Source organism: Bacillus sp. FSL H8-0545, assembly GCF_038006105.1.
GTDB lineage: Bacteria > Bacillota > Bacilli > Bacillales > Bacillaceae_G > Bacillus_A > Bacillus_A cereus_U.
The window spans coordinates 3,139,543-3,156,929 of the sequence record NZ_JBBOUO010000001.1 but is presented as its reverse complement, the minus strand read 5'-3'; the positions used below and the strand labels follow the sequence as shown (position 1 = coordinate 3,156,929).

Genomic DNA, 17,387 nt, shown 5'->3' with positions numbered 1-17,387 from the left:
ATGAAGATTATTTTGCAAGTAAAGATTTGTAATTTGAATAATCAATCTTTTTTTCTTGAAGTTTCTTAATTAAAAATTTATGGTCGCGCTTCGGTGTGGCAACGATATATCCTTGTATAATTAAATCTTGTGTAATTTTTGAAGCGTTTTCCTTTATTGCAAGTTCACCAATTTTACCGGCAATCTTTGACTTGGCAACATCACGAAATAGTTCAGGAACGGGACTTACTAGTTCTTCTAATAATTGTTTTTGTTCGTCATCCCATAAATGTCTCGTTTTATTAATATAGTGCTCTTCCCAATCTAAAATGGACATACCATCTTCTTTCGGTAATCGTTTTAGGAATTTTCTGAACATGAAATATCCACCAATGGACATAAGCCCTAATAATACAACAGTCCAAGTGACTATAAACCAACTAAACCATCCTTCAAGCAATTGTATGCCCTCCTTTAACGAAAGCAATATTTTGTATTTTATTTATATTATAAGCAATGAGATTCATAGAAAGCAAGAACGCTTGATCATTTTGACCAAGCGTTGTGATTTAAACGAAGTATAGTTGTTCAACACATAAAATATCATTATCATTTTCTACATATTCAATGATGAGTGTGCCAACTTTACGATCTTTATCTTCAGTTGTGAAAATAGAGTAAGAAGTAAAACGTGTTGTTGATAGGCCGCTTATATGTGTAGGTAAAGAAATGTAGTCGTTATCGCGGAAGAATTCCATCAGTTCAATATCTTCAAATTCTTTTCGGTCAACTTGTTTGTTTGTATAGCGGCGTTGAAGTTGTTTTAAAGATTCATTCCAAGAAATTGCTTTTGTGTCGTATACCATTGTTCTATCTCCTTACTGTATGTAATTATTAAGAACATACGTTCTAATCTAGTATACTCTTTTTATAAGAAAAGGGAAAGCAAAAAATAATGTAAGCTTGGATTTCCAAGCTTACATTATTGATGCGTCCGTCATAATCTCTATTTTTTATTATAAGTTAGATAAGAATAAGAAACAAGATGATATATATTTTGTTGATAGTTTTCAAAATTCTGTTTATTATCCATGTATTATAGTACAAGGGAATGAGAGGGATGGCATACGTAATTTCACTCCAAGGACCGATGGCAAGTGGAAAAACAACATTGGCAAAAAGGTTAGAGCAATATGGGCTTTCAATTATATATGAAAATCCATATCCAATTGTAGAAAAAAGAAAAGAATTGTATTTAGATATGAACTCAAAAGAGGGGTTTATTACAAATCAAAAAATGTTTATTGAAGCAAAAATAAAAGAGTTTCAAAATTTGAAAAGTTCAGTCATAATTTTTGATCGCGGACCAGAAGATATTGAATTTTATACACTTTTTTATCCGAAGATGATAGGGAAAGAGTGGGATATAGAAACAGAATTAAAAGATGAATTGTATAAATTAAGAGAATGTCGTTCAGATGCAATTTTTTATTTAGATGTTTCGAAAGAGAATTTGTATGATAGAAAAAATAATGATAGGGCAAGAAATCGAAGTACATTTGATGAACAATTTAAATTAGTAGAAATCGAAAAGGAATGGTATAAACAATTTCCTATAACTTATGTGAACACTAATGTACTAGCAGTGGACGAATTAGAGGCATATTTTATAGGGTGGCTAAAGGAGAAAGGACTATGAAAAAAATATTATTATTCGTATACCCAACATTTGCGGAGTTTGAAATTACGGTAGCAACGGCATTGCTGAAAAATAAATATGAGATTATTACAGCGGGTGTAACGAAAGAAATGGTTATAAGTGAAACGGGCTTGCAAGTACAACCGCACATAGAATTAAATGAAGTGCGTGTGGAAGAGTATGAGGGGATTATCATTCCGGGCGGAGATGAAATACATATGAAAGAGGCAGAACTGCTTTTTTCAGTTATTCGTCAATTTTCTGAGCAAGAAAAATTAGTGGCAGCGATTTGTGCTGGACCGTATGCGTTAGCAAGAGCAGGTTTACTAAAAGAAAGTTCTTATACAGTGACCATAGATTATCAAAAATTAGATTGTTTTTCAGTAGAAAATTTTGTGTATACAGAAGTTGTACAGCACGCAAATATTATTACAGCACAAGGACATGCATTTGTGCCATTTGGACTAGCGATTGCCTCTTATTTTGGAGCAGCGAATGAACATGATACAAATTTTTATCGTGGAAAGGGCAATATAATGATGGAGAATCTTTTACCGGAAAACGTGTAAAAGCTAGCGAATGCTAGCTTATTTCTTTTTACATCGATAAATTACTAACGTTTTCGGATCGCTCCATATACCGTCATGAATTGTTAATTCATTATCTATTTCTTTTTTTAGCCAGTCCTTCATTTCGGTGTGAAGGGACATATTATCAGGTATATTCAGCGACGGAAACATGCTAGAAATATAGTTAATGATTGGAGTGGCATGATGAAAAACAAGTGCATTATGAATAATTGTTTCTTCAACAGTTGAAAAAACAGAGTGTAATAGATCTTTACCATTTTCTAAACAAAATGGAGCTGCTGACGGTGATGTTTTTGGTAAATCAAATGCGACTAACATTTTGTTACACATTTCATCTATACGAGGTAATGAAACTTTAGAATTTGTTGTAGCTAAAAGTGCGCCGCCGGGACGAATTACTTTATGGAATCCTTGAATTGTTTTTTCGACATCTTTCATGTGGTATAACATATGCCTTGCGATTACCCAATCATAACAATTAGCTTCGAAAGGAAGTTTACTAGCATCACCCAGTTTCTATTCGATTATATTATTCTTTATTGTAGCTTCAGAAAGCATAGTTTCCGATTGATCAAAACCAGTTAGATGTCCTTTATGACCATTCGTTTGCAAAAGGGAAAGGAATTTTCCGTTAGCGCATCCGACCTCTAATATTTTTTCTTTCCCTTGAAGTTGTAAATGTTCAATGACGATTTCATCTAAATTCACTCGTTTCTCTTCGAAATGTTTATGCGTATCGATACGTGTTTGTAAATGGTTGCTTACGTTGTATTGGCGTTTTACATCATTCATTTTTTCACATTCCACCTTCGTGCAAAATTGCTGGACCGCATGTGTTAACACGTCTGTTTTATTTAAACTTTCGTAATGGAGTGCCGATTCAAACCTTGCAAGTAATTTTTCTTCAATTCGAAAATGAATATCTTTTCGCTTTGCCACTGAAATCTCGCCCCTTTGCATCTGTTAGTGAGACTATAGCACGCCTGAAAAAAATCTGTAAATAAATTGTGTACACAAGTATGAGAGGGATAAAAAATTGTTTGAATAATATTTTAAACTATTGACGATTTAACCGTTTTCATATATTCTTAAATTAAGTAATATTCAAATAATTCAAAAGAAATGAGAGAGTCACATGCTTCTTCAAGGAACACATCGAATTGGTCGTATGGCTATGCTGTTGGCACTTGCGGATGAGAATGAAAGTCCCGTATTATCTATTCCGAAAGGTTGGAAATATTGTACTGGGAAAGTTGGTTCTATGAATTCGCAAAAAGTAGTAGCAGCAATGGAAACAGCGGCTAAGAGCAACCGAGTTATTGAAACAGATGTTTACAGAGAAACACATGCACTTTATCATGCAATTATGGAAGCTTTGTACGGAGTGACGAGAGGTCAAATTCAGTTAGCAGACGTTCTTCGTACAGTAGGACTTCGCTTTGCGATTGTGCGCGGTACACCATACGACGGAAAAAAAGAAGGCGAATGGGTTGCTGTTGCACTTTATGGAACGATTGGTGCACCTGTAAAAGGATCTGAGCATGAGGCGATTGGTTTAGGAATTAATCACATATGATTTGCCCATAGTCTATTAGTTAGAAGGGGGCCTTATTTTTTAGGACAGAAGTCTGTCTTAAAAAGATAAGGTCCCCTTTTGCCTTTATAAGGAGGAAAAAGAATGATTACGTTAACAGGACATACATTGACAGTTGAAGAAATGAAGAGGTTGTTACTTGAAGGTGAAGGTGTAACAGCTTGTCCAAATAGTATGCAAAAGGTAGCGGAGTGCCGCGAAGTAGTTGAGAAAATCGTAGAGGACGGAAAAGTCGTTTATGGTATTACAACTGGATTTGGAAAGTTTAGTGATGTACTTATTCAAAAAGATGATGTAAAGGCACTTCAGCATAATTTAATTCAGTCACATGCGTGCGGAATAGGCGATCCATTCCCGGAAGAAGTATCACGCGGTATGTTAATTTTACGAGCTAATACGATGTTAAAAGGAGTATCGGGTGTTAGACCACTTGTTGTAAATATGCTTCTTGAGTTTGTAAATCGTAAAATTCATCCAGTCGTTCCGCAACAAGGATCACTAGGAGCGAGCGGTGATTTAGCACCTTTATCTCATCTTGCTCTCGTTTTATTAGGTGAAGGTGAAGTGTTCTACAAAGGAAAACGAGTTCATGCGATGGTTGCTCTTACAGAAGAAGGACTTGAACCTATTGAACTTGAAGCAAAAGAAGGTCTTGCGTTAATCAATGGTACGCAGGCGATGACAGCGCAAGGGGTTCTTTCTTATATAGAAGCTGAAGCAAGTGCTTATCAATCAGAATTAATTGCATCGATGACAATGGAAGGATTACGCGGCATTATTGATGCATTCGATGAAAATGTTCATAAAGCGCGTGGTTATAAAGAGCAAGTGGAAGTGGCAAGCAGAATTCGTGATATTCTTCATGATAGTAAACTTGTGACAAAACAAGGAGAACTTCGTGTGCAAGATGCATATTCACTTCGTTGTATCCCGCAAGTTCACGGTGCTTCTTGGCAAGTTTTAAATTATGTGAAAGAAAAATTAGAAATTGAAATGAATGCAGCAACAGATAATCCACTTATTTTTGATGGCGGGGAAAAAGTAATTTCTGGTGGTAATTTCCACGGACAACCAATTGCATTTGCAATGGACTTCTTAAAAGTAGGGATGGCGGAGCTTGCAAATATTTCAGAGCGCCGTATTGAACGCCTAGTAAATCCGCAATTAAATGACTTACCACCATTTTTAAGTCCAGAACCAGGACTTCAATCAGGTGCCATGATTATGCAATATGCAGCGGCTTCACTCGTTTCAGAAAATAAAACATTAGCTCATCCAGCGAGTGTAGATTCAATTCCGTCGTCAGCTAACCAAGAAGATCACGTAAGTATGGGAACAATCGCTTCACGTCATGCGCATCAAATTATTCAAAATGCAAGACGCGTTCTTGCAATTGAGATGATCTGTGCGATGCAAGCAGCAGAATATCGCGGGATTGAAAACATGAGTACAGTTACAAAAACGTTCTATCATCAAGGTCGTCAGCAAGTGCCTTCTATTACAAATGACCGTATATTCTCAACGGATATCGAAAATATCGCGTATTGGTTAAAAACGAACTATTCAATAAAGGAAAGATTGGATGTAAATGCAGCACTATAAAATGAGAAAAGGGAGAGATTGAAATGGAAAAAGTACAACAAACAATTCGTGCGGCAAGAGGTACTGAGTTACAAACGAAAGGATGGGTTCAAGAAGCTGCACTTCGAATGTTAATGAACAATTTAGATCCTGAAGTAGCTGAAAAACCAGAAGAATTAGTTGTATACGGTGGAATTGGCCGTGCAGCTCGTAACTGGGAAAGCTACCATGCAATTGTTGATTCATTAAAAACGTTAGAAAGCGACGAAACGTTACTTGTTCAATCAGGAAAACCAGTTGCAATTTTTAAATCACATGAAGATGCGCCTCGCGTTCTTTTAGCGAACTCAAACTTAGTACCAAAATGGGCGAACTGGGATCACTTCCGTGAACTAGAGAAAAAAGGTCTTATGATGTACGGACAAATGACAGCAGGTAGCTGGATTTACATTGGAACACAAGGGATTTTACAAGGAACATATGAAACATTTGGTGAAGCGGCACGTCAACATTTCGATGGTTCATTAAAAGGTACTGTAACGATTACTGCTGGTTTAGGTGGCATGGGTGGCGCACAACCTCTTGCTGTAACGATGAACGGCGGTGTTGTAATTGCTATTGATGTAGATAAGCGTAGTATCGACCGTCGTATTGAAAAGAGATATTGTGATCTGTATACAGAGTCTTTAGAAGAAGCGTTAACTATTGCGAACGAGTATAAAGAGAAGAAAGAGCCAATTTCAATTGGACTGTTAGGAAATGCGGCAGAGATTTTACCAGAGCTAGTGAAGCGTAATATTACGCCAGATTTAGTTACGGATCAAACATCTGCTCATGATCCATTAAATGGTTATATTCCAGTAGGTTACACAGTAGAAGAAGCAGAGAAACTTCGTGAAGAAGATCCAGAACGTTACGTACAATTATCAAAAGAAAGTATGAAAAAACATGTAGAAGCAATGCTTGCAATGCAAGAAAAAGGTGCGATTACATTTGATTACGGAAATAACATTCGCCAAGTTGCTTTCGATGAAGGATTAAAAAATGCTTTCGATTTCCCAGGATTCGTTCCAGCATTTATCCGTCCATTATTCTGTGAAGGAAAAGGACCATTCCGCTGGGTAGCACTTTCTGGTGATCCAGAAGATATTTATAAAACAGACGAAGTTATTTTACGCGAGTTCGCGGATAATGAGCATTTATGTAATTGGATTCGTATGGCACGTCAGCAAGTTGAGTTCCAAGGTCTTCCATCACGTATTTGTTGGCTTGGTTATGGTGAGCGTGCAAAATTTGGCCGCATTATTAATGAAATGGTGGCTAATGGTGAATTATCAGCACCGATCGTTATCGGCCGTGACCATTTAGATTGCGGATCAGTAGCATCTCCAAACCGTGAAACAGAATCTATGAAAGACGGTAGTGATGCAGTAGCAGACTGGCCAATTTTAAATGCATTAATTAACAGTGTAAACGGTGCAAGCTGGGTATCTGTTCACCACGGTGGTGGCGTTGGTATGGGTTATTCACTTCATGCTGGAATGGTTATCGTTGCAGATGGAACAGAAGCAGCGGCAAAACGTATTGAACGCGTATTAACTTCTGACCCTGGTATGGGTGTTGTTCGTCACGTTGATGCTGGCTATGATTTAGCGGTTCAAACTGCGAAAGAAAAAGGCGTTAACATTCCAATGATGAAATAAGGAGGAAGAAACATGCTGGACACTTTACTAATAAATATCGGTCAATTACTAACAATGGATCAAGAAGATGGCTTGTTAAGACAGGAAGCGATGAACACGCTTCCTGTTATTGAAAACGGTGCTGTTGGAATCGAAAACGGCGTAATTACTTTCGTTGGAACAGCGGAAGAAGCAAAAGGATTACAAGCGAAAGAGGTTATTGATTGCGGCGGGAAAATGGTTTCTCCTGGTCTTGTAGATCCGCATACTCATCTTGTATTTGGTGGATCTCGTGAAAATGAAATCGCGCTGAAATTACAAGGAGTTCCGTACCTAGAAATTTTAGAACAAGGCGGAGGTATTCTTTCAACTGTAAATGCAACGAAACAAGCATCGAAAGAAGAACTTGTTCAAAAAGCGAAATTTCATTTAGACCGTATGCTATCTTTCGGTGTAACAACCGTAGAAGCGAAGAGTGGTTACGGATTAGATGATGAGACGGAATGGAAACAATTAGAGGTAACTGCACAATTACAAAAAGAGCATTCAATTGATTTAGTTTCAACATTTTTAGGTGCTCATGCAGTTCCGAAAGAGTATAAAGGAAGATCGAAAGAATTTTTACAATGGATGCTAGATCTATTACCAGAGATGAAAGAGAAGCAATTAGCTGAGTTCGTTGATATTTTCTGTGAAACAGGTGTGTTCTCTGTAGAAGAATCAAAAGAATTTTTATTAAAAGCGAAAGAGCTGGGCTTTGATGTGAAAATTCATGCAGATGAAATCGACCCTCTTGGTGGTGCGGAAGCAGCGGCTGAAATCGGTGCAGCGACAGCGGACCATTTAGTTGGCGCTTCTGATAAAGGAATTGAAATGCTTGCGAATTCTAATACAGTAGCGACTTTATTACCAGGAACAACTTTCTATTTAAATAAAGAAAGTTTCGCACGCGGCCGCAAAATGATCGATGAAGGTGTTGCTGTTGCTTTAGCTACAGACTTTAACCCAGGAAGCTGTCCAACTGAAAACATTCAGCTTATTATGAGTATTGCAATGCTGAAACTAAAAATGACACCAGAAGAAGTTTGGAATGCGGTAACAGTTAACTCATCTTATGCCATTAATCGAGGCGATGTAGCTGGGAAAATTAGAGTTGGTCGTAAGGCGGATTTAGTTTTATGGGATGCTTATAATTATGCTTACGTACCGTACCATTACGGTGTAAGTCATGTGAATACAGTATGGAAGAATGGTAATATCGCATATACAAGAGGTGAACAATCGTGGAGTACGGCCACTATTTAAAGAAAAATGCAAAGTTTATCGATCGTGAAGTAACGAAATGGAGCGAAATGATTAAAGATTGGGAGGAAGGCGTAGAAATATTCGGTGCTGCCTTAATTGGAGCGCCCCTTTCTAAACCATCTATTAGTCATTCGGGGGCATGTTTTGCGCCAAAAACAATTCGTGCGATGTTAGATGCATATAGCACGTACGCAATTACAGAAGAACACGATATGAAAGAAAGTGTTCTTCATGATTGCGGTGATATTACGATGCATGTGACAGATATAAAAGAGAGTCATAACCGAATTGCGAAAACAGTTGGCCACTTGACGAAAGTAAATCCGAAAATGATACCAATCGTTCTTGGTGGTGACCACTCGATTAGTTTTCCGAGTATAACTGGTTTTGCAAATAGTAAAGGAAAGGTCGGTATTATTCAATTTGATGCCCATCATGATTTACGTAATTTAGATGATGGTGGTCCATCAAATGGTACACCGTTCCGTAGTTTACTAGAAAATGATGTGATTACAGGAAAACAACTCGTTCAAATTGGGATTCGTAATTTTTCAAATGCACGAGCGTACCATGAATATGCAAAAGAGCATGGCGTGACAGTGTATACAATGAAAGATGTAAGAGAGCGAGAAATAAAAGATCTTATTTCAGAAAGTATTGAAGTATTAAGAAAACAAGGTGTGACTTCTATTTATATTTCTCTTGATATGGACGTATTAGACCAAGCGTTTGCACCAGGCTGTCCAGCAATCGGTCCTGGTGGAATGGATAGTACAACTTTACTTGATGCAATTGAATTCCTTGGTAAAGAGCCACTCGTTCAAGGGATGGATATAGTAGAAATTGATCCAACTCTTGATTTTAGGGATATGACGAGTAGAGTAGCTGCGCAAGTGATTATGAGTTTTCTTTTAGCGCGAGAAACAGTTCGTAAGCAGGTTAGTATATAGACGTAAAATTAAAAGTGAATGTTTTCCTATAACTTATAAAAAACACATTACTACTCATATGTAGTAATGTGTTTTTATGTTAAATGAGAATGTGAAATTAGAATAGATATGTGTGTGGAAAATGTAACAAAATGCGGGTTTTTTAGTGTTTCTGTACAGATTGAATTTTTATGCGTAAATAAATTGACATAGAAAATATTTTTGTGATATTATAAAAATTTTGCTAAAAAAATAAATGTGTGTTAAGATTGAGAAGGTTACCATATATGGAGGTGGATTATTTGTTTCAAATTGGCGATAACATCGTTTATCCAATGCACGGAGCAGGTATAATTAAAGCCATAGAAGAAAAGGAAATCTCAGGAGAAAAACAACAGTATTATGTTATAAAAATGTCGGCTAGTAATATGGAAGTGATGATTCCTATTGGGAAAGTATTGACTTCAAATATACGACCAGTCACAGATATAAAGGCATTAACAAACATAATAGATATTTTTCAACATGGAGAATCAGACAGATTACTGACGTGGAAACAAAGGTATAAATTGAATACAGATAAAATAAAAACGGGTAAAATACAAGAAGGTGCTGAAGTTGTACGTGATTTATTACGTATGCAGAAAGAAAAAGCACTTAATGCAAGCGAAAAGAAAATGTTAGATAATGCACATGAATTTTTGATTAGTGAACTGGGATTAATTGAAGGTATCACAGAAAATCAAATAAAAAGCTTTTGTTAAGATTCATTGTAGATAATGTATTACATCCCAAAAAAGATCTTGAATTTTTTGGGAATATAATTATAGAAAATCAATCATTTCAAAAACATTCAACTCTTTCAAACCACTTTTAAAGCATTAACCTCGTTTGTTATGACTACAATTTAATCCATTTTTATTTTTTAATTTCTTTTACGAATGTTCGAAGTTTAATTCAATACTTCGATAAAATAGTTACTTGATTTTTGCAATCCTGATTCACACTGGCACGGACAAGGAGCCGTAAGGATGAAAGAGAGGTAGGGCTTTCATTGTTTTAGGTATATAAGTTTTTATTTTTAGAAGAATACTGAGCCACTCTCATTCCTATTGTTACGGGATTTTTCATATGTGAGGAGATAATAATTGTTTATTTTCTTTATGTAAAAGAGATAAACGAATTGTTAGCCTTATATGGTCAACTAAAAGAGGTTTCCTAATTAGGAAACCTCTTTAATTTTTGTTTTTATTATTCTATTTGTTTAATATTCGAATCTTTAATGTTAAAGACGTATAAATTGACGTTACTATTTAAAAGTAAGTATGATGCGATTATAGTAATTTTTTTATAAGGGGGAAGAAAAATGACAAGTTCAAACAATAAAGCAGCAAATATTTATGCAGGAACAAATATAAATAATTGGGGATCTTTTGAAAACATTGATGAAACAAAGGTGTTTGATCCGATTCAAATTGGATCTTGGTCTCTTCGTAATCGCATAGCGATGGCACCGATGACGAGATGTTTTGCAAATAATGAGACTGGGGTAGTTGGTACTGATGTAGTAGAGTATTACCAAAAACGTGCTGCGGATGGGATTGGATTAATTATTACAGAAGGAATTGTCATTAGCCCGAGAGCAAAAGGGAATCCGGGAGTACCAGGTATTTATACACAAGCGCAAATTGATTCTTGGAAACCTGTTACAGAGGCAGTACATAAAGAAGGCGGAACGATTATTGCTCAAATATGGCATGTTGGACGTATGAGTCATCACGAAATAATTGGTGGTCAAATGCCGCAAGCACCGTCTGCTATTGCTGCGGAGGGTAATGTTCCGCGTTTTCGTAAACCGTTTGATATACCAGAAGCAATGACAATAGAAGAAATAAAAGAAGTTATTGGTCAATATGCACAAGCTGCAAAAAACGCAATCGAAGCTGGGTTTGATGGAGTAGAAATTCACGGTGCACATGGATATTTAATTGATCAATTTACTTATGAATTTGCAAATAAGCGCACAGATAAATATGGCGGGGACTTAAAGCAAAGGTTAACATTTATGAAAGAAGTAACGGAGGCTGTAATTGAAGCAGTTGGAGCTAATAAAACGCTGCTTCGCTTCTCTGCCTTTAAAGGTGATAACCCTGCCTATATGTGGGAAAACCCAGAACTTGCGATTGAAACTTTTGTAAATATGTTCAAAGAAGTTGGATTAACGATGATTCACCCTTCAACGATGAATTATACGCAAGTTATTGCTGACGGAAAGAATTTTCATCAATTAGTAAGAAAATACTGGGATGGTACTATTGTTGGGGTGGGCAATTTGAATCCGAAAGAGGCAGAAGAAGCATTGCAAGAAGGAACAATTGATGTAGCGGCGTTCGGAAGACCATTAATCGCTAACCCAGATTTTGTTCATCGAATTAAAAATGCTGAAAGTTTAGTTGAATATGACGCGAAAGAGCATCTTGCTACGTTAGTGTGAATAAGGATAAAAAGAGAACACATCGAGTGTTCTCTTTTTATTATGGAATTTCATATATAGGGGGAAGCGGAATGAGTGAAGCGCTACTCGTTATTATTAGTATATTGCTCTTTTTGATGCTACTTTTAATTGTCTTTTTTATCATTACATTTTTTATTAAAAAACGGACGCATCATTCTATATTAAAACTGCATCCATACTTAGGTAGAATGCGCTATTTACTCGAAAAAATAGGCCCAGAATTTAGGCAATATTGGTTTGATCATGATACTGACGGAAAGCCTTTTTCGCGCTACGATTTTCAAAGTGTTATGTTTCTAGCAAAATACCGTTCTGAAATACTTGGTTTTGGATCAAAACGGGATTTTGAGGAATCTGGCTATTATATTGCTAATACATTATTCCCCACATTAACAGATGAATTAAGTGTGAATCTCACGCAAGAACGTGAGGGGAAAAAGTATATGATTCATAAAGAAGGGTTATTTTCAAGAAGAGAAAAATTGACAGCGGATACAACAAACCTTTGGTTGTATGAAGAAGATGATGCAATTATAGTCGGCGAAAATCGTAAATATCCATGGAAACTGTATGGGATGTTTGGAGCGTCAGCTACATCTTACGGTGCGATTGGAGAAAATTATATTTTATCAGCTGGGTTTGGTGCAAAAATGGCAGGTGGTTCGTGGATTAATACTGGGGAAGGGGGCGTAATTCCAGAACATTTACATACGGGTGCGAATATCGTTGCGCAAATTGGTCCTGGATTATTCGGATACCGTGACGAGGACGGGAATTTTTCGATGAAGGAATTTATGGAGAAGGCGAAAGAAAGTAATATTAAAGCGTTTGAATTGAAATTTGGGCAAGGAGCAAAAATACGTGGTGGTCATTTAGAAGGACAGAAGGTAAATGAGAAAATCGCTTCCGTTCGGAAAGTACGAGAAGGCGAAACGATTAATTCGCCAAATCGATTTTCATTTATTAATAGTGCGGCAGAGGCTTTATATTTTATTCAAGATTTGCAAGAAAATGGTGGTAAACCAGTGGGCATGAAAATTGTAATTGGTCAACAGAAGCCTTTGGAAGATTTATTAAAAACAATGAAAGAATTAAACATCTATCCAGATTTTATTACAATCGACGGTTCAGAAGGTGGATCAGGTGCAACGTATAAATCGATGGCAGATAGTATGGGGTTACCGCTTATACCGGCATTACTTACATTTATTGATACGGCGAATCATTACGGTGTTCGGGATAAATTAAAGGTGTTTGCCTCAGGGAAATTAATCACACCAGATAAAGTAGCGATTGCTTTAGCTATCGGTGCAGATGCCGTAAATTCAGCACGCGGCTTCATGATGGCAAGTGGCTGTATTATGGCGCTTCAATGTAATTCAGGGCAATGCCCATCGGGTGTTGCAACTACGAATCCACACTACCAAAAAGCGTTAGATCCATATGAGAAGAAATGGCGAGTAATGAACTACATTATTAGCATGAGATATAGTTTGTTTTCATTAGCGGCAGCGGCGGGGGTAAAGAGCCCGCGCCATTTAACGAGAGAGCATATTGTGTTTAAAGATGAGATGGGGAGAGTAGTTCCACTTTCGGAATTGTTTCCTTCCGTAATTGGGAAGTAAATATGTAGCTGAACAAAAAATATGAGTAAAAAGTCATACATTTGTATGGCTTTTTTGGTTATGGGAAAAGTAGAAGTTTATTACATGAATGTTCCCGCTTGTCTGTTGCTCTTTTTCAAACAAATTATTTGATGGAGATGAGTTATCAGAATATTGTTTTTGATGAAAAAATGAAACGATATACGCATTGACAATAAAAACTAATTAGACTATAATAAATCTCGAATTCAAGGTATTTTTGAAGGATAGTCAAAAACATAAAATCAATATTTTAAATATAATCATAAGAACTGTAGTTTTTTTTGCGGATTATCTCGAATTCGAGATAATTTCTGAGCGAGATGAAATGTGTTAGTTTTTTTGAGAGGCATCTCAAAATTGAGATAAAATAGCATTGCGGATTGAACTTTATCATATGGACAAAATGAATAATGAATTTTAGCAAATAAACGTTTTTTGTAATGAAATAAAAAAGGGCATGGAGAAGACGATGGGTGAGGAATTAAAATTACCACAGCGATATAATCAGCATAGAAAACAGATTGAACAAGGGTTATTACCAATTTAAGTAAGATAACTATACTAATTATATAAGGAATTGAAAGGGGAGAAAAATGATGAAACATGTTTTTCAAAAAGGAAAAGATGAGTCAAAACCAACACTATTATTGCTTCATGGTACGGGAGGAAATGAATTAGATTTATTACCGCTTGCAGAAAGAATTGATCGGGAAGCTTCTGTCTTAAGTGTTCGTGGAAATGTATTAGAAAATGGGATGCCTCGTTTCTTCCGCCGATTAGCAGAAGGTATTTTTGATGAAGAGGATCTTGTTTTCCGTACGAAGGAATTAAATGAATTTTTAAATGAAGCAGCAAAAACATATGAATTTGATAGAGATAATATCGTAGCTGTTGGGTATTCAAATGGAGCAAATATTGCAGCGAGTTTATTATTCCATTATGAAAATGCATTAAAAGGTGCCATTCTTCATCATCCAATGGTTCCAAGAAGAGGGATAGAACTTCCTAATTTAGTAGAGAAAGCAGTGTTTATTGCTGCTGGAACAAATGATCCAATTTGTTCACCTTCTGAGTCAGAGGAATTGAAGATGCTATTAGAAAATGCAAATGCTAATGTAACAATGCATTGGGAAAATAGAGGACATCAATTAACGATGAATGAAGTAGAGAAGGCAACAGAATGGTATGAAAAAATGTTTTCACATGCATAAATAGTAGACTAAATCGAGTGTAAAATCATAAAGATTTTATACTCGATTTTTTTGTTGCAATTTAAGGGGTTAAAAGAGAATAGGAAAGTTATGTTAAAATAAAAGTAAAGGGGTTCCTGTTTTGTTAATGAGCAGGAGTGTCGATTATTCTAATAATGGGGGAAACTATTAGATGGCAAACTACGAAAATGAAGAAATGCTAACGGGAGGCAATGTCTCAAACGTATATCGTTCAGAAGATACAGTTCGACGAGAATTAAAGCAAGGCAGTACCAAAATTCATAAGCTATTAAATCATTTAGAAAATAAAGGTTTTAGTTATGCACCAAAGTTTTTAGGTATTGATGATAAAGATAGAGAGATATTATCATTTATTGAAGGGAAAGCTGGTAATTATCCTTTAAAAGAGTACATGTGGTCTAATGATGTTTTAAAAGAAATAGCGAAGATGCTCCGTCTTTATCATGATGCTGTGAGTGATTTTCCTTTATCAGATGATTGGAAACCAATGGATAATACTCCAAATAAAATAGAGGTTGTATGCCACAATGATTTTGCAATATATAACATTATTTTTAATAACGAAAAACCAGTAGGTATTATTGATTTTGATGTTGCTGGTCCTGGACCAAGACTTTGGGACATAGCCTATACTCTTTACACTTGTGTCCCATTAAGTAGAGTTTATTATACGGAAACAGGTAAGGCAGTTTATTATAATTCATTACAGCATGTGGAACGTATAAAGCAAAGGATTAAATTGTTTTTTGAGTCCTATAAAGGTGAGGGTATGGACGAGGATTATTTGGAGATGGTACTTCTACGATTAGAAGGATTATGTAAATACATGAAAAGAAAAGCAAAAGAAGGCGATATGAACTTCCAAAAGATGATAGATGAAGGACACCTTGAACATTACGAAAAGGATATTAAATTTATTCGTGAACATGGAAGAGAATGGATGTAATGAAATGCGTTTTATACGCTAAAAAGCTCAGAGTCATATAGGGACTTTGAGCTTTTTAGCGTATTAGTGTAGATGTTTTCCACAATAACTGAACTACTTATAACAGATATCTTTTACTTTATTCATGTACCATAGTTAAGAGTTTGTTACAGGCTGAGCTGTAGCAACTGGTAATTGGATATCGACAGTTGTTCCTATGTTTAATTCACTTGAAATGAATAATTTCCCGTGATGCTCTTGAATGATTTTATAGCACATCATTAAGCCAAGGCCAGTTCCTTTTTCTTTCAAGCTATAAAAAGGTTCGCCAAGACGAGCCATGCGCTCTTCAGGAATCCCACAACCTTCATCGATAATGCGTATTGAAACAAAATCATTTTCTAACGAAGTTGTTTGAATGAATATGTTACCACCATCAGGCATAGCCTCAATCGCATTTTTTACTATGTTAATAAAAACTTGTTTTAATTGATTACTGTCACATTGAATGTCAGAAATATAATCGAAATGGTCCATGATGATATGAACGCTATGCATAATTGCTGTTGGTAAAATAAAAGTTACAACTTCTTCAATTAATGTTTGTACGTTGCATGTATGAATAGATAACACTTGTGGTTTAGACATCGCCATAAATTGGCTTGTTATAGATTCCATTTGTGAAATCTCACTCAGCATAACGTCCACATACCATTTATTTTTCTCATTTATTTCTGGATGTAATAATGTTAAAAATCCTTTTAATGAAGTGAGCGGGTTTCTAATTTCATGGGCAATTCCAGCTGTCAGTTGTCCTACTACTGCAAGCTTTTCGGATTTTCGTAATAACTTTTCAGTTTCTTTTAGTTCGGTAACGTCTCTTCCCATTACTATAAGACCTTTGCGTGAGCCATCAGGGTGGAAGAGTGGGACTTTTGAAATACTTAAAACTAGGTCAAAATCATCTCTATGTATAATAAATTCCTCTCCGTGAAGAATTTGTCCTTTTTGCCATGTTAGTTCATCGACTTCTTCACAATGCAAAAAAGATTCGCGGTACGCTTCGTTATATTGAATGAGTTCATTATCTCTTTTTCCATGATAAGGTACGTTATGGAAATTGAAACAAGAAAGCGCATAGTCATTTGCTTCAAGCCAGCGTCCTTCATGATCCTTAAAAATAACAAATGCAGGCATTGAATTCATTAATGTGCGTAATCGTTTCTCACTCTCTTGTAATACTTTCTCAATTCTTTCTGATTTTTCAAGGGGTTTCATAATGGCGTATACACCTGTTAAACGATTTTTAACAAAAATAGGAACTAGTTTTGTTACGACATCTAGTAAATATCCGTCTTTATGATAAATAGAGACGATATACTCTTTTTGATTGTCAGCTGCAGTATTTTTTATGTATTGTAGTACTTGATCAGAAATATGTGCTTCTAAAATAGAAGTGATTGTTTTTCGCTCTAATTCGTTAGAAGTATAACCTAATATTCTTTCAGCAGAGGGATTAATATGTAAAATAACTCCTTCTAAATTCAATGAAATAATACTATCAGGGTTATGTTCAAAAAGAGATGCATACATCTCTGCTAAAGAACGATTTTGTATATGGTTTCGCAGGCGTCCAGATACGTTCGGATGACGCTTTTTTTGAGTAGATGAATATTTTTTACGACTCATAATATTTCCTCCGTACAATTA

Annotated in this window: 15 protein-coding genes and 2 pseudogenes; 13 read left to right on the top strand and 4 right to left on the bottom strand. The window is 35.8% G+C overall.

The features are described from left to right. Positions 1-7 precede the first annotated feature (7 nt). Positions 8-439 (bottom strand): DUF2621 domain-containing protein, encoded by a 432-nt coding sequence (locus tag MHI07_RS16495; RefSeq protein WP_002160886.1) that lies wholly within the window; start codon positions 437-439, stop codon positions 8-10. A gap of 109 nt (positions 440-548) precedes the next feature. Beyond that, positions 549-845, bottom strand: a complete 297-nt coding sequence (locus tag MHI07_RS16490; protein WP_002160887.1) for a hypothetical protein — start codon at positions 843-845, stop codon at positions 549-551. A 254-nt stretch (positions 846-1,099) separates the two neighbouring features. On the opposite strand from MHI07_RS16490, the gene MHI07_RS16485 reads away from it, so the two are divergent. Beyond that, positions 1,100-1,678, top strand: a complete 579-nt coding sequence (locus MHI07_RS16485) for an AAA family ATPase (protein WP_340825166.1) — start codon at positions 1,100-1,102, stop codon at positions 1,676-1,678. After that, on the top strand, positions 1,675-2,247 hold the full coding sequence (locus MHI07_RS16480) for a DJ-1/PfpI family protein (RefSeq protein ID WP_215579273.1): 573 nt from the start codon (positions 1,675-1,677) through the stop codon (positions 2,245-2,247). The genes MHI07_RS16485 and MHI07_RS16480 overlap by 4 nt, the downstream gene beginning before the upstream one ends. An 18-nt stretch (positions 2,248-2,265) precedes the next feature. Here MHI07_RS16480 and MHI07_RS16475 read toward each other — a convergent pair. Further along, positions 2,266-3,207: pseudogene (locus tag MHI07_RS16475) on the bottom strand (class I SAM-dependent methyltransferase). A 196-nt stretch (positions 3,208-3,403) separates the two neighbouring features. On the opposite strand from MHI07_RS16475, the gene hutP reads away from it, so the two are divergent. The 11 genes and pseudogenes from hutP (at position 3,404) to MHI07_RS16420 (ending at position 15,698) form a co-directional block, all read left to right on the top strand. Continuing rightward, entirely contained in the window at positions 3,404-3,844 is a 441-nt protein-coding gene (hutP, locus tag MHI07_RS16470) for a hut operon transcriptional regulator HutP (RefSeq protein WP_000926519.1), read from the top strand. Between the two features lie 102 nt (positions 3,845-3,946). Next, positions 3,947-5,464 carry a histidine ammonia-lyase gene (hutH, locus tag MHI07_RS16465; RefSeq protein ID WP_340825162.1) on the top strand — a complete coding sequence of 506 codons (1,518 nt, stop codon included), beginning with the start codon at positions 3,947-3,949 and terminating at the stop codon, positions 5,462-5,464. Positions 5,465-5,487: 23 nt separating this feature from the next. Then, the gene (hutU, locus tag MHI07_RS16460; protein WP_002111180.1) at positions 5,488-7,146 is read left to right on the top strand and encodes a urocanate hydratase; all 1,659 of its coding nucleotides are present in this window, start codon (positions 5,488-5,490) and stop codon (positions 7,144-7,146) included. A gap of 12 nt (positions 7,147-7,158) precedes the next feature. Further along, on the top strand, positions 7,159-8,430 hold the full coding sequence (hutI, locus tag MHI07_RS16455; RefSeq protein ID WP_340825159.1) for an imidazolonepropionase: 1,272 nt from the start codon (positions 7,159-7,161) through the stop codon (positions 8,428-8,430). Continuing rightward, the gene (gene hutG / locus MHI07_RS16450; RefSeq protein ID WP_340825156.1) at positions 8,409-9,380 is read left to right on the top strand and encodes a formimidoylglutamase; all 972 of its coding nucleotides are present in this window, start codon (positions 8,409-8,411) and stop codon (positions 9,378-9,380) included. The genes hutI and hutG overlap by 22 nt, the downstream gene beginning before the upstream one ends. 281 nt (positions 9,381-9,661) lie before the next feature. Next, a complete protein-coding gene (locus MHI07_RS16445) occupies positions 9,662-10,123 on the top strand; it encodes a CarD family transcriptional regulator (protein WP_171902567.1) in 462 nt (153 codons plus the stop codon). Positions 10,124-10,725: 602 nt separating this feature from the next. Continuing rightward, complete coding sequence (locus MHI07_RS16440) at positions 10,726-11,853, top strand: alkene reductase (protein ID WP_078180381.1); 1,128 nt, start codon at positions 10,726-10,728, stop codon at positions 11,851-11,853. Positions 11,854-11,924: 71 nt separating this feature from the next. Continuing rightward, positions 11,925-13,499, top strand: a complete 1,575-nt coding sequence (locus MHI07_RS16435) for an FMN-binding glutamate synthase family protein (protein ID WP_016105844.1) — start codon at positions 11,925-11,927, stop codon at positions 13,497-13,499. A gap of 484 nt (positions 13,500-13,983) precedes the next feature. Continuing rightward, a pseudogene (locus MHI07_RS16430) lies at positions 13,984-14,067 on the top strand (VOC family protein); the annotation flags it as partial. A gap of 49 nt (positions 14,068-14,116) precedes the next feature. Further along, on the top strand, positions 14,117-14,731 hold the full coding sequence (locus tag MHI07_RS16425) for an alpha/beta hydrolase (RefSeq protein ID WP_002111171.1): 615 nt from the start codon (positions 14,117-14,119) through the stop codon (positions 14,729-14,731). A 172-nt stretch (positions 14,732-14,903) separates the two neighbouring features. Further along, positions 14,904-15,698 carry a phosphotransferase gene (locus MHI07_RS16420; protein ID WP_070128872.1) on the top strand — a complete coding sequence of 265 codons (795 nt, stop codon included), beginning with the start codon at positions 14,904-14,906 and terminating at the stop codon, positions 15,696-15,698. Between the two features lie 135 nt (positions 15,699-15,833). Here the strand turns inward: MHI07_RS16420 and MHI07_RS16415 are convergent, their stop codons facing one another. Then, complete coding sequence (locus MHI07_RS16415; protein ID WP_340825149.1) at positions 15,834-17,366, bottom strand: BA3702 family sensor histidine kinase; 1,533 nt, start codon at positions 17,364-17,366, stop codon at positions 15,834-15,836. Positions 17,367-17,387 lie beyond the last annotated feature (21 nt).